The sequence below is a fragment of the Streptomyces sp. NPDC051051 genome, assembly GCF_040682975.1.
GTDB lineage: Bacteria > Actinomycetota > Actinomycetes > Streptomycetales > Streptomycetaceae > Streptomyces.
The window spans coordinates 1-13,733 of record NZ_JBFBCB010000064.1 but is presented as its reverse complement, the minus strand read 5'-3'; the positions used below and the strand labels follow the sequence as shown (position 1 = coordinate 13,733).

The window sequence follows — 13,733 nt, the reverse complement described above, 5'->3', positions numbered from 1 at the left end:
CACCGGCCGTCCTCGGCTTCACCATGGCCGATCACACCCTTGGACGCGCGGTGTTGACCGCCACCGCTGAAACACCCGCCTGACAGCGCCACCCGACACCGGCCGTCCTCGGCTTCACCATGGCCGATCACACCCTTGGACGCGCGGTGTTGACCGCCACCGCTGAAACACCCGCCTGACAGCGCCACCCGACTCCTGGAGACACCACCGCCATGCACCTCGATGCCCTTCCCGACTCCGCCCGTACCGGCGACGGCCCGATGGACCTGAACGCCGTCCGTGATGTCAGCCGCGCCATCAGTGCCGCTCACCTGTTCATATATCTCGTCCCCGAGACCGCCGAGGAGGCGGCCGAGCTCGGCGTGACCGACCGCGGGCCGACGTATCTGGCCTTCCGGTCGGCCGCGATGGGCGCAGTTCCGTGGCAGGTCACGCTCGCGGCCTTCTACAACTTCAGCCCGCGGGCAGCGCGGGCCATGGCGGGCGTATGGGACGCCGCGCCGCCCGAGCGGTGGCAGGCCGCCCGCTTCCTGGCCGCCGGCCGGGCGATGCGGCGCGTCGAAGTACATCTCATCGACGACCACCTTGCCGAGGCGCGCTCGCTGATCGACCCGGTCGTCGCCGGTGCCGACTACGCCGGTAAGGTGCTGGCCGCCGCGAACGTCTCGGTCGTGCTTCCCCCCGATCCTCTCGTCGCGCTCTGGCAGCAGATCACGGTGGCGCGCGAGTGGCGCGGCGACGCCCATCTCGTCGTACTCGCCGACAACGGCCTCGGGCCGTGCGACTGTCTCGTTCTACACACCGCGACCGGCCGCCTCCCGACGGCTCTGGCGCGAGCGACCCGCCGGTGGGACGACGAGGAGTGGAGCGCGGCGACGGCACGCCTCGTCGCGCGCGGCTGGCTCGACTCCCACGGCGTGGTCACCGACGCCGGCAGTGCGGCGCGCGAGCGCATCGAAGTCGAGACAGACCGGCACTGCGCCGCGCTATGGGCACCGATCGGCAACGCAGGCGCCCGCCGCTTCGCCTCGCTCATCGCGCCGATCACCAACGCATTCACCGCAGCAGGGACGTTTCAAGCCGTTCGCGGACAGTCTGATCTCGCATAAGCGGTCCTTTCCCAGAGCAAGATCAACTGAAGGTGCGGGAGGACGCGCGGACGCCGCATCGGTTCTCACAACCCCTTCTCACGCAAGAGCGGGCGACACCCCGTTCTGAGAACTGAATTGTGAGAACATCCGGAGTCATGACAGACCCTCACGACCCCGCCCCGGCCGACGCCGACGACGTCGAGCGCCACCCCTGCCCGCGGTGCGCGGCCGCACCGGGATCGCCGTGCCGCTCGCGCGGCGGCGCGGTCGCCGGGACGTACCACACCGGCCGGTTCACCAAGGTGCCCCGGCTCGCGAAGCTCCTGCGGGTCCAGATCCCGGCCGACCGCGGGCCGGGGCAGCCGTGGCGGCCCGGCACCCCGCCGCCGGCCCCGGTCGACCCGGACACCCCGGGCGCGGACATCCGGATCGGCTACGCCCGATGCTCGACCCTCGGGCAGGAACTCGACTCCCAGCTCGACGCCCTCGCCAAGCACGGCGTCCCGCGAGAGTAGGTCTTCAGCGAGAAGATCAGCACCCGCATCCGGGTCCGCCCCCAGTTCGAGGCCGCGCTCGCCGCCGCCCGCGACATCAAGGCCCACGCCCCGCACTGCCGGGTCATCTTCACCGTCTATGAGATGAAGCGCCTCGGCCGCGACGCCGCCGAACTCACCGCGCTCGCCGACCACCTCACCGCCCACGGCCTGGTCCTGGAGATGCTCGCCGGACCCCTGCCCGGGATGTACGACCCCAGCGGGCCGGGCCGACTGCTGTTCGCGTTCTTCGCCGCGATGGCGGAGACCGAACGGGAGAACATCCGGGAGTCGACCCTGGAAGGGCTCGACACCGCGGCCCGCAAGGGCAACCACGGCGGCCGGCCGCCGGTCATCACCGAGGACATGCTGCACACCGTGCTCCGCCGGCGGGCGAACGGCGAGTCCGTCGAGCAGATCCAGCCGGACTTGATCATCCCTACCGGCAAGCGCAAGGGGCAGAGCCCGTCCGCCGCCAGCATCTACCGTGCACTCGCCGAGCACGAGAAACGGGTGGCGTACCCGGAAGCCGTCGAACAGGCCCGCGCCGACTTCGCCGCCCTCACTGGCAGCGAGGTTCCTGAAGCTCGCACAGAAGCCAAGGCCCTAACTACACGCTGAGTTACTTGTCACTTCGCGGCAGCTTCGGGAGAACAGGGCCGACTCCGACGTCCTCAACCCCGTCAACGTCAAGCGCATCCCGGTGTCCGTCCTCTCGAAGGGCAGCACCAGCGTGGACAACGTCCAGGTCGCCAACGTCGAGCAGGACGGCGGAGCCGGTGCGGACGGTGTGGTCAGGGAGCTGACGGTCGTTCTCCGGGGCGGCCGAGGATCGCAACCCGGCAGGTGGAGAGCCCTCTGGTCACAGTCCCTTCGGCCGGTGGTGGCCTTCCGGGGCGGCCGGGGATCGCAGCACCACGGCTGCCCCGGCGATTGCCGGGGAGACCAACATGATCAGCAGCGGTCGCGCAGCCTGCCCCGCTCCCCGAAAACCGCCCGCCACCAGCTGCACTTCGCCCTCCCCGTGTTCACCCGCCTCGCCGACGCCGGTACCCACGACCTCGCCGACGCCACGTTCTGCGGTGAACGTCGGTGGTACCTGGACGGAAACGAACGCAGGCCGCTGAGCACATGGTTGAACCGGCGGTTCTTCTCGTGAATGCTTGTGAAGTGAACACAGCCAGCGAATACATGCTGAGGGAACTGCGGTCACTGGATCCCGCGGTGCGCGCGGACATCCTGCGTGTGCTGGACTGCGTCGTCCGGGAGCTCCCCGCCCACTGGCGGCGCCGCAAGGGGGTGCCGCAGCTCATGGTGTTCCTCGACGGCCCGGGGGACGCGCGGATGGAGAAGACCACCCTGAGGGAGCTGTCCGAGCACGGGTACCTCGACGAGTTCAGCCGCTGGGCCGGCGGCGTCCCGGTGGCGAAGGCCCGGGAGCACGGCTGTGCCGCTCTGGTCCACGGGGACCGTATTCACGCGAGGATCAACCGGATCGGCCCCCTCGGATCGGGTTGGCACCTTCCCGACACCTTCGTCCTCGTCCGCACCGTGCACCGGGATGTGAGAATGAGCCCGTCCTTTTCGCTCAAGTTCGACATCGAGGGCCGGTTCTTCCCGCGGCTCGTGTTTCATCAGCGGGTCCTCGACACCATCGCCCGCGCCCGGCAGAGTTGATCCCGGGGAGCACTCCGGTCCACCGGAAAGCTCAGGCTGCTGTCGCGCAACAGGGACAGCGAGGCGGCTCTGCCCTGCTGGTTGCTGACTTTTGCCCGCAGGTGGAACTGGAGCTCTCAGCCGTCTTCGGAGAGCGCGGTCTCGACGTGTTTGCGCGGGATCTGAAGGTGCCCCTGGTTTTCGTAGAACTGCTTGGCGGCCTGGTAGTTCATCGCCCATTTGCCGGCCTGCGTACGTGCGTCGTCTCCTGGAAAGGCAGCAGCTTGTCGGCCGGGGTTGGGGTGGTCGGCGTGCGCATGGTGCTGGACGGTCCACTGCGCGGTGGGGTGGACGGTGACGGCGGCCAGGTGCAGCCGGCGAGTGCCGTGCTCGATGAAGACCAGGGCGGACAGGCGCTCCAGCGCCACGGTGTCGAGGTGTAGGAAGTCGGCGGCGATGATGCCGTGGGCCTGGGTGGTGAGGAACTGGCGCCAGGCAGGGCCGGAGCGATGCGGGGCGGGTCAACTCCTGCGGACTGCAGGATCTCCCCTACGGTGGACGGGGCGAGAAAGTAGCCGAGGCGAGCGAGCTCGCCCTGTACGCGGCGGTGGCCCCAGGTGCTGTTCTCGCGCGCCAGACGCAGGAGGAGCTGCTTGACGGTGGGCGCAGTCGGGGGCCGTCCCGGGTGGCGGCGCTCGGTGAATGTCCACTTCCGGGAGACCAGGCGTCGGTGCCAGGCCGGCAGCGTGGTCGGCGTGACCGCGAAGACCTGACGCCGGCGCTCCCGCGGGACCGGCCGGGAAAGGACGGCCAGCCGGATCCGGTCGGCGGACTCATAGCGGACCCGAGCGATCTGGCGGCGCAGCGCCGCGTTCTCGTGCCGCAGCGCCGGCACCTCCGCGTCCTTGACCACCCGGCTGCGCAGCACGGCAGCGGGCATCTTGATCAGATTCCGTACCAGCGCGGTGACGATCGACAGCGGCCTCGAAGGATCATCCCAGGCGCCGCGGAGGCCGTTGCCCCACACGGAGAAGCTGCAGGCCAAACTCAGAAACCGGGTGCATCTCGATGTGCGGGTCGGCACCGGACTCGTGGGCGAGGAACGCCTCGCCGCACTCGAGGCCGAATGCGCGCGACTGGTCCCCCTCGGTGCGGTGTACGTGCGCACGCTGTACGACGGCAATGATGCGTGCATCCCGATGCTGGACATCGAGGGCAATGAGTTCTGTATCGACTGAGGGTATTCCGGGCCGGGGTGACGGAAAGTCGCCTCCAGGCCGGAGGCAATTCGGCTTGCGACATCACGTCTGGGATCTCAGTGACCCCGACATTGCGTGAGGGGCCGTCAGCCTGCCGGCGGGCCACCTGACCGGAATTACAGTCGCGCACCTGCCCTGTAGCAACGCTTGAGCGGCATCGTCTCTCCCCGTCATGGCAGGGCGACGTCCCGAGCAGCTTCCGGTGATGGCGGCCACGGCGGCTTTCCGCCGTGGCCGCCGATTCAGCGGGCTCGGCTCTCGTCCGTTCCGGCCGGGGAGAAGGCGCGGCGGCCGGGCACGCGGTCGCCGAAGATCTTGGTCAGGGTGTGCGTCCGGTACAGCACGACCTGGGTGATGATCTGCAGCACGATCCAGGAAACGGCGTACAGGGCGCCGTCCAGGGCGGGCACGGTGTCGACGGGCAGGGTGTACGCCAGGATCAGACGCAGCAGCGCGTCGCACAGCAGGCCCACGCCCCACAGGACCGTCAGCCCGCGCCAGACCCGCCGGAAGGCCGCGTCCGTCTCCCACAGCTTCTCCAGTGCCGCCGTCCGCCCGGACAGCAGCGTGCGCAGGGCCTGATAGGTGAACGGCCGTGCGGTGAACAGCGTCACCAGCAGCCAGACGCCGGCGAGTGCCGTGAACAGACCATTGCGTGCCAGCGCGATGCGCGGGTCGGACGTCATCAGCGACGCCCCGGCACTCACCAGGAGCAGAGCCAGGGTGAAGACGCCGACGGCGTCCAGCCGCCGGTGGCGGATCGCGGAGTGCAGCGTGTGCAGAGCGGGCGCGGAGCCGCTCAGCAGCAGAGCGGTGATCTCGTCCGCTCCGGCGGCGCGCAGCACGTAGTAGAGCCCGACCGGCAGCACGATGTCGCACAGGACGGTGACGGCGAAGCTCCAGCGGGAGGAGGGGCTCTCCTCGGCTTTCGACAACTCGGGCGGAGAGCCGGCGGGGGAGTCCGTGGGGTCGGAGCGGGGTGTGGGGGGTGTCATGAAACGGCGCTCCTGCGGATCGGTCGGGGTGGGGCGAGTCGGCGCGGAGGTTAGGTGGGCCGGGTACATCGGTCGAACATCGCGACCAACTCCCTTGTCGCCTGCTGTAATTGTTCGGGTGAACTGCACTTGTGGTGGCGCAGGACACTGTCCATGGCGCCGCGTACGGCCAGGGCCATGGTCGGGCAGTCGAAGGTGCCGAACTCGCCCGCGGCACATCCCTGTTCCAGCAGTTCGACGAGCCCGTCCACCGACGTGACGCTGTCCTCGACATCGTCCAGTCCGGTGATGTGTCCGTCCTGAACCATGCGGACGATCTCCATGAGCGCCCGCGTTTGCACGGGGTGGCGGGCGATGAAGTCGAAGCAGGCTGTGATGTACGCGCTCAGCCTGCCGCGGTGGGTCGACTCGTCGGCGATGCGGGCCGCCATGAATTCCGCCGCCTGGCCGATGATGGTGCCCGCCACCTCCGCGAACAGTTCCGGCTTTCCGGAGAAGTGATAGGAGATCATCCCCGTACTGCTGAGTTTCGCCTGTTGCGAGATCCTGGTGAACGACGCCTTTGCGTAGCCGCTTTCGGCGAGAGTCTCGATAGCCGCCTGGACTATCTGTGCTCGCCGTGCCTTCTGGGTGAATGTGCGAGTCTTCGCCTTAGCTGCGTTGGCCATCATGATCTAAAATTAGCATGATCGGATTCGAGTAGTTCCCCTGATTTTCGAGTCTTCTTGGTCCGTTGTTCAGTCGACCGAAAAACGTCGGGCCGTGGCGTGCACGGCATCCACCAGTTCCATCGTCGCGATCGTCTCCGCACGGACCCCGCTCTCCGCCGTCCCGGCCCCACCCGCACGCACCTGCCGCGCGAACGCCTCCAGCAGCAGCTGCAGTTGGTCGGCGGCGGGCAACCGGAGGCGCTCCTCGCGATCCTGTTCCTCCAGCACCACCAGCGGCTGATGAGCCGGCGGCGGGGTGAAGGCCCGTGTCACGGTGGCCCGGGCCCGCTCTCCCCACACCGTGTAGGTCGACGCGTAGGCGTGCTCGAATCCGAAGGACAACTCGGCCAGCACACCGGACGGTGACACCAGCAGCACCTGGCCGGACAGGTCGAGCCCGTCCTCGGCGCGGACCCGCAGGGCCGCCCCCGCCACCTCCAGGCCCGGTCCGAGCAGCAGCGAGGCGGCCCGCAGGGGGTACACACCGACGTCCAGCAGCGCTCCGCCGCCCAATCGGGCGTCGTAGCGGATGTCGTCCTTGGACAGCGGCGGAATGCAGAACGCCGCACGGAAGGACGCCAGTCGGCCGAGCCGGCCAGTCTCCACCAGCTCCCGGACGTGGGCGTGCTGCGGATGGTGCGGGAACATGAAGTTCTCCCGCAGCACCAGACCCCGCGCCGCGGCCAGGGCACACAGCGCCCGCGCCTCGGCCGCGTCCACTCCGATCGGCTTCTCCACCAGGACGTGCTTGCCCGCCCTGAGCGCCTGCTCGGTGAAGCGCCGGTGCAGCCCGGTCGGCGTCGAAATGTAGACCGCGTCGATGTCGGGCCGGTCCAGCAGCGCGGCGAAGTCCGTTTCGGCGGCGCACCCGAAACGCTCCGCGAACCGTTGGGTCCTGGCCTCCGAACGGCCGGCCACGGCCGTCAGCCGCAGCCCCGGTGTACGGACCACCGTGGGCAGCACCCGGCGCCACGCGATCGACGACGTCCCCAGCGCCCCCAGCCGGACCGGGCCCTCTTCGACGCCCGTCACAGCGACCTCCACGCGGCGATCAGCGTGCGGGCCTGGACGTTGAGGTGATGGCCGTAGCGCAGCAGCTCGTCCACCTGACGCAGCGACACCCAGCGGAACTCGTCGGACACCACCGGCAGTTCGTCGTCGCTCTCGATGATGATGTAGTGATTCTCGCCGTGCAGGAAGCGTCCGCCCTCCTCCGACAATTTCACGTCGTAGACGGCGTCGGCGCGGCGGGCCAGCACCTCGTCCAGGTAGGCCGGTCGGAGGTCGGACGGCAGGTGCGCGTAGTTCTCCGGCGCGCACTGCAGAGTCGGACCGAGTTCCACCACCGACACGAACCCGGGCTCGGCGCGAGCCCGCAGCAGCGCATGCGGCACGCCCCGAAACCGCCGCACGAACAGGGCGGCCAGGCCCGTGCCGTGCGGCTTCAGCAGGGGCTGCGTCCAGGCCCGCACCTCGCGCCGGGCCGAGGAGACATCCACCGCCACGATGCTGAAGTGCTGACCGCGCTCATGGGACACCTCGGTGTCGCCCATGTTCCAGCCACCGGTCTCCGCCAGCCCGATCGCGGTGACCCGCACCTCGTGCTCGGCCCGTCGGCGGGTGATCCAGCTGCGGATGTCGACGTCCGAGTGCACCGCCTCCACCGCTCGCGCCTGCCAGTCCGGCAGGCAGGACAGCACGGTGCGCGCGTCCATGTTGACGAGGTTCTCCTCGCGCAGCAGCGCGTTCACCTGGCCCAGCGTCAGCCAGGCGAAGTCCTCGCCGGCCTCGACGTCCGGACCCACCGTGATGATCATGTTGCGGTTGCGCTTGCGCAGGAACCAGGAACCCTGCTCCGACTGAAGCACGTCGGCCACCACGGAACCCGGCTCGGGACGGCGGAAGCGCTCGAGATACGGAACCCTCGAACCCCCGTGGACCCGCATGTAGTTGCTCTTCGTCGCCTGGACGGTCGGCGACAGCTGCACCCCGTTGACGTTTCCGGGTTCGGACTTGGCCTGCATCAGCAGATGCGGCATACCGTCGAAGTCACGCAGCGCGATGCCCAGAATGCCGATCTCCGGCTGGTTGATGATCGGCTGCTCCCAGACCGGTACCGGGCCGAAGTCCGAGGCGACCCGCAGCCCGTGCACCGAGAAGAAGCGCCCGCTGCGGTGCCGCAGGTCACCGGTGAGCTCGTCGAAAGTCCACCCCTCCAGTTCCGCGAACGGAATCCGCTTCACCCGCTGCGCCTGCGCCCGGCGCCGGTCCTCGAGCCACGCCGCCAGGTCGGCGTTGCTCAGGACGCCGCCGTCGACGGCCGCCGCGGACGCGGCCAGGCTCGCCGCGGTGGGCATCTCCGCAAAGTGCGACGGCACCAGCGTGGTCGTCGGTGTCATCGGCGCGACCTTCTCTCCATCAAGGCGTTCGGTCATACGTACGGTTCACCGGCCGGAGCGCCATGGGTCGCGCCTCCGCGCCGAAAAAACGGCATCCGCACCGAATGGGGCGGCCGCCGAATGCCGTGACTCCCAGCGTGCCCGCTCCGATTCGAGCATTCGCCTAGTGATTCCTTCTTGCGGCCCGCCCCCGTACTGGCTATGGGCCGGGACCCGCGCTTATACGCGCCGCTCCCACGGCGGATGGGCGGCCCGGCGGGAAAGCCCCGCGCACGCCTAGGAATTCCCCTAGAGCGTTTTGCACGGCTGCCGATCACCGCCGGACCGCGTGCGAATGTGAGGGCTGCTCCCGTCCTCACGCCCTCGGTATCTGGAGTGCCATCGATGAACGAGCCGGTGCCCACCGACCTCCGGAACGTCGTGCCGGTCCACGAACCCGTGGCCGTCGTCGGTCTCGCGTGCCGGCTGCCCGGAGCCGACGGCCCGGCCGCCTTCTGGGACCTCCTCACCGCGGGCCGCAGCGCCGTCGTCGACACCCCGGACGACCGCCGCGGGGGCGCGCCGACCGACGGCTGGCCCACCCCGAACGGCGGCACCGCCCCCTTGCGCGGCGGATACATCACCACGCCCGCCGACTTCGACGCCGCGTTCTTCGGTATCTCGCCCCGCGAGGCCGACGCCATGGACCCACAGGCCCGACTCGCCCTCGAACTGGGCTGGGAGGCCCTGGAGCACGCCGGTGTCCCCGCCCCCTCCGCCCCCCGCGCCACCGCCGTCTACCTCGGAGCGGACGTCTGCGACTACGCCGACGTCGTACGACGCTCCGGCACGGAACCCGGACACCACACCCTCACCGGACTCAACCGCGCCCTCATCGCCAACCGGCTGTCCTACGCACTGGGCGTCGGCGGCCCCAGCGTGACCGTGGACAGCGCCCAGTCCTCCTCCCTGGTCGCCGTCCAGCTGGCCTGCGACAGCCTCCGCCAGGGCGACTGCGAACTCGCCCTGGCCGGCGGCGTGCACCTCAACCTCAGCCCCGAAAGCTCCCTGGTCGCCGCCCGGTTCGGAGCACTCAGCCCGGACGGCGCCTGCCACACGTTCGACGCCCGCGCCAACGGCTACGTACGCGGCGAGGGCGGCGGCATCGTCGTACTCAAACTCCTCGACCGGGCCCTCGCCGACGGCGACCACGTGCACGCCGTCATCCGAGGCGGGGCCGTCAACAACGACGGCACCGGCATCAGCCTCACCACCCCCGACGTCACCGCTCAGCAGACCGTCCTGCGCGCGGCTTACGAACGCGCCGGAGTCGACCCCGCCGACGTCGGCTACGTGGAACTCCACGGCACCGGCACCAAGGTCGGCGATCCCGTGGAGGCCACCGCCCTCGGAGAGGTCCTCGGCGCCGCCACCGGCCGCCGGACGCCGCTCGCCGTCGGATCGGTGAAGACCAACATCGGTCACCTGGAGGGCGCCGCCGGCATCGCGGGGCTCCTCAAGGCCGTGCTGTGCCTCTCCCACGGCCACCTCGTGCCCTCCCTCAACCACGAACAGCCGAACCCGGCCATCGACCTCGACCGGCTCGGCCTGCGTGTACAACGCGACCTGGCCCCCTGGACCCCCGACCCGACCGGCACCCCCCTCCGGGCAGGCGTCTCCTCCTTCGGCATGGGCGGCACCAACGCCCATCTCGTCCTCGAAGCCGCCCCCACCCCCACGGCCGAGACGCCCCCCACCCCCACGGCCGAGACGCCCCCCACCCCCCGCACCACCCCCGCCACTGTCCCCTGGCTGCTCTCCGCCCGCACTCCGCAAGCCCTGCGTGCCCAGGCCGAACGCCTCGACCAGCACGTCCGTGCCGGCCGGCCCGACCCGGTGGACACCGCATGGTCCCTGCTCACCACCCGCACCCACCTGGAACACCGTGCCGTCGCCGTCGGCACCGACACCACGGACCTCCTGCACGCCCTGTCCACCGCCGTACCCGCAGGCCCGGTCGACGGCGACATCGACCGGCCGGTGTTCGTCTTCCCCGGCCAGGGCAGCCAGTGGCACGGCATGGCGGCCGAACTCCTCGCACACTCAACGGTGTTCGCCGACCGCCTCGCCGAGTGCGGACGCGCCCTCGCCCCGCACGTCGACTGGGACCTCGAAGCCGTCCTGCGCGGCGACCCCGAAGCCCCGCCCCTGGAACGCTCCGCCGTCGTCCAGCCCGTCCTGTGGGCCGTGATGGTGTCCCTGGCCGCCCTGTGGCAGGCCCACGGCGTCCGCCCCGCCGCCGTCGTCGGACACTCCCAGGGCGAGATCGCCGCCGCCTGCGTCGCCGGCGCCCTGAGCATCGAGGACGCGGCACGAGTCGTCGCACTCCGCAGCAAGATCCTCGTCCCCCTGGAGGGCAGCAGCGGCATGGTGTCGCTCGCCCTGCCCCCGGACAACGCCCGGCACTTCACCGCCCGCTGGGGCGACCGCGTCACCGTCGCCGCCCTCAACGGCCCCGACTCCACCGTCGTCTCGGCCGACACCGACACCGTCACGGACATCCTCGCCACCGCCGAGCGGGAGAACATACGCGCCCGCCGCGTCGGCATCGACTACGCCTCCCACTCCGCACACGTCGAACCCGTCCGCGACGACATGCTGCGCCTGCTCGCCCCCATCACCCCACGCACCCCCGAGGTGCCCTTCCTGTCCACCGTCACCGGCGACTGGCTGGACGGCCCCGCCACGGACGCCGCCTACTGGTACACCAACCTGCGCCGACCGGTCCTCCTCGAACCCGCCCTGCGCGCCCTGACCGCCGCGGGACACGGCGCTTTCATCGAGGTCAGCCCGCACCCCGTCCTCACCGGCCCCGTCCAGCAGACCGTCGAGGCCACCGCGGGCACCCGCCAGGCCGTCGTCACCGGAACCCTGCGCCGCGACGACGGCGGCCCCGCCCGCTTCCAGACCTCCCTCGGCGCCCTGTGGACCCGAGGCGCCGACGTCGACTGGACACCGGTGTTCTCCGGCCTCGCACCACGCCGGATCGAACTGCCCACGTACGCCTTCCAGCGACGCCGCCACTGGATCTCCGGCACCGACGCCCCGGTCGTTGCCGACAACGCCCCGGCCCCGTCCGCCACCGCTTCGGACCGGCGTACGGTCACCCCGGACGCCGCCCGCCACGCCCCCGCCGGCCCTAGCGGCGCCGATGCCCTGCGCCTCGTCCAGGAGAACACCGCCGTCGTCCTGGGCCACTCCGATCCCGCGGCCGTCGACCCCCGACGCTCCTTCAAGGACCTCGGCATCGACTCCGTCACCGCCGTCGAACTGCGCGACCGGCTCACCGTCCTCACCGGACGCGACCTCCCTGCGACCGCGGTCTACGAGTACCCGACCCCGGCCCGCCTCGCGGACCGCCTGAGCGGCACCGGCGATCACCTCGAGAGCACGTCCCTCCCCGCCGCCGCCGACGATCCCATCGCGATCGTGTCCATGGGCTGCCGCCTCCCCGGTGGGGTGTGCAGCCCCGAGGACCTGTGGCGGCTCGTCACCGACGAGGTCGACGCCCTGTCCGCCTTCCCCACCGACCGCGGCTGGGACCTCGCCAACCTCTTCGACACCGATCCGGACCGCACCGGCACCACCTACGTCCGTGAAGGCGGATTCCTCAACAGCGCCGCCGGGTTCGACGCCGGGTTCTTCGGTATCTCGCCGCGTGAGGCGACGGCCATGGACCCGCAGCAGCGGCTGCTGCTGGAGACCGCCTGGGAGACCCTGGAACGCGCCGGCATCGACCCCCGCACGCTGCACGCCACCCCCACCGGCGTCTTCGTCGGCGCCACCGCCCCCGAGTACGGCCCTCGCCTCCACGAAGCCACCGAAGCCGTCGAAGGACACGTCCTCACCGGTACGACCGCCAGTGTGGCGTCCGGTCGGATCGCCTACGCGCTGGGTCTGGAGGGTCCGGCGGTGACGGTCGACACCGCCTGTTCGTCGTCGCTGGTCGCGCTGCACCTGGCGGTGCGCGCCCTGCGCAACGGCGAGTGCTCCCTCGCCCTCGCCGCCGGTGCGGCCGTGATGTCCAGCCCCGGCATGTTCGTCGAGTTCAGCCGCCAGCGCGGCCTGGCACCGGACGGCCGCTGCAAGCCGTTCTCCGCCGACGCCGACGGCACCAACTGGGCCGAAGGAGTGGGCGTGTTGCTGCTGGAGCGGCTGTCGGACGCCCGGGCCAACGGACATCAGGTGTTGGCCGTCGTACGCGGCTCGGCCATCAACCAGGACGGTGCCTCCAACGGGCTGACGGCACCGAACGGTCCGTCGCAGGAGCGGGTGATCCGGGCGGCGCTGGCGGATGCCGGGGTGTCGGCGGCGGACGTGGACGTGGTCGAGGCCCACGGCACCGGCACCAAACTGGGTGACCCGATCGAGGCGCAGGCCCTCCTCGCCACCTACGGCCAGCACCGGGACGCCGACCGGCCGCTGTGGCTGGGCTCGCTGAAGTCCAACATCGGCCACGCCCAGGCCGCCGCCGGAATCGCCGGGGTCATCAAGATGGTCGAAGCGATGCGTGCCCGCCTCGCCCCCAGATCACTGCACGCCGAGAAAGCCACTCCGTACGTGGACTGGTCGTCGGGTTCGGTGGAGTTGCTGGCGCAGGCTCGGGAGTGGGAGGCGCGGGACGGGCGTCCGCGCCGGGCCGGTGTGTCGTCGTTCGGGATCAGCGGCACGAACGCGCACGTGATCCTGGAGGAGGCCGAGGCAGCACCCGCCGAGGTGACGGAGCCTGCGGCTGCCGCCGAAACGGCGGTGGTTCCGTTTGTGGTGTCGGCGCGTTCTGAGGGGGCGTTGGCCGGTCAGGTCGAGCGGGTGAAGGCGCGTTTGTCGTCGGGTTCGGTGCGGTCGGTGGATGTGGCGTGGTCGTTGCTGGTGTCGCGGTCGGTGTTCGAGCACCGGGCGGTACTGGTGGATGGTGAGCCGGTCGCCTCGGGTGTGGTGGTGTCGTCGGCTGCTGCGCCGGTGTTCGTGTTTCCGGGTCAGGGGGCGCAGTGGGCGGGTATGGCGGTGGAACTCCTCGATTCTTCGCCGGTGTTCGCGGCGCGGTTCGGGGA

Annotated in this window: 11 protein-coding genes and 2 pseudogenes; 8 read left to right on the top strand and 5 right to left on the bottom strand. The window is 70.7% G+C overall.

Features of this window, described 5'->3' with window-relative positions; genetic code table 11:
• From AB0N31_RS32280 to AB0N31_RS32255, 6 genes and pseudogenes are all read left to right on the top strand, one after another.
• Positions 1–83, top strand: a pseudogene (locus AB0N31_RS32280) (YbhB/YbcL family Raf kinase inhibitor-like protein); the annotation flags it as partial.
• A 12-nt stretch (positions 84–95) separates the two neighbouring features.
• Positions 96–179, top strand: a pseudogene (locus AB0N31_RS32275) (YbhB/YbcL family Raf kinase inhibitor-like protein); the annotation flags it as partial.
• 33 nt (positions 180–212) lie between these two features.
• Positions 213–1,109: a hypothetical protein gene (locus AB0N31_RS32270; RefSeq protein ID WP_366062040.1), complete on the top strand. Its 897-nt coding sequence runs from the start codon at positions 213–215 to the stop codon at positions 1,107–1,109.
• Positions 1,110–1,246: 137 nt separating this feature from the next.
• Positions 1,247–1,606: a hypothetical protein gene (locus AB0N31_RS32265; protein WP_366062039.1), complete on the top strand. Its 360-nt coding sequence runs from the start codon at positions 1,247–1,249 to the stop codon at positions 1,604–1,606.
• A gap of 15 nt (positions 1,607–1,621) precedes the next feature.
• A complete protein-coding gene (locus tag AB0N31_RS32260) occupies positions 1,622–2,245 on the top strand; it encodes a recombinase family protein (protein ID WP_366062059.1) in 624 nt (207 codons plus the stop codon).
• Between the two features lie 549 nt (positions 2,246–2,794).
• Entirely contained in the window at positions 2,795–3,301 is a 507-nt protein-coding gene (locus AB0N31_RS32255; RefSeq protein ID WP_366062038.1) for a hypothetical protein, read from the top strand.
• Between the two features lie 116 nt (positions 3,302–3,417).
• On the opposite strand, the gene AB0N31_RS32250 is transcribed toward AB0N31_RS32255, so the two are convergent.
• Entirely contained in the window at positions 3,418–3,708 is a 291-nt protein-coding gene (locus AB0N31_RS32250; RefSeq protein ID WP_366062037.1) for a hypothetical protein, read from the bottom strand.
• A gap of 477 nt (positions 3,709–4,185) precedes the next feature.
• On the opposite strand from AB0N31_RS32250, the gene AB0N31_RS32245 reads away from it, so the two are divergent.
• A complete protein-coding gene (locus AB0N31_RS32245; RefSeq protein WP_366062036.1) occupies positions 4,186–4,518 on the top strand; it encodes a VOC family protein in 333 nt (110 codons plus the stop codon).
• A gap of 263 nt (positions 4,519–4,781) precedes the next feature.
• On the opposite strand, the gene AB0N31_RS32240 is transcribed toward AB0N31_RS32245, so the two are convergent.
• The 4 genes from AB0N31_RS32240 to AB0N31_RS32225 all read right to left on the bottom strand — a co-directional run bounded on the left by AB0N31_RS32240 (position 4,782) and on the right by AB0N31_RS32225 (position 8,643).
• A complete protein-coding gene (locus tag AB0N31_RS32240) occupies positions 4,782–5,534 on the bottom strand; it encodes a VC0807 family protein (RefSeq protein ID WP_366062034.1) in 753 nt (250 codons plus the stop codon).
• A 50-nt stretch (positions 5,535–5,584) separates the two neighbouring features.
• Positions 5,585–6,205, bottom strand: a complete 621-nt coding sequence (locus tag AB0N31_RS32235) for a TetR/AcrR family transcriptional regulator (RefSeq protein WP_366062033.1) — start codon at positions 6,203–6,205, stop codon at positions 5,585–5,587.
• 66 nt (positions 6,206–6,271) lie between these two features.
• Positions 6,272–7,276 (bottom strand): Gfo/Idh/MocA family oxidoreductase, encoded by a 1,005-nt coding sequence (locus AB0N31_RS32230; RefSeq protein ID WP_366062032.1) that lies wholly within the window; start codon positions 7,274–7,276, stop codon positions 6,272–6,274.
• The gene (locus AB0N31_RS32225; protein WP_366062031.1) at positions 7,273–8,643 is read right to left on the bottom strand and encodes an NDP-hexose 2,3-dehydratase family protein; all 1,371 of its coding nucleotides are present in this window, start codon (positions 8,641–8,643) and stop codon (positions 7,273–7,275) included. Before AB0N31_RS32225 ends, AB0N31_RS32230 begins: the two co-directional genes overlap by 4 nt.
• A 384-nt stretch (positions 8,644–9,027) precedes the next feature.
• Here AB0N31_RS32225 and AB0N31_RS32220 point away from each other — a divergent pair.
• Positions 9,028–13,733: beta-ketoacyl synthase N-terminal-like domain-containing protein (locus tag AB0N31_RS32220; protein WP_366062030.1), on the top strand; the 4,706-nt coding region annotated here is incomplete at its 3' end.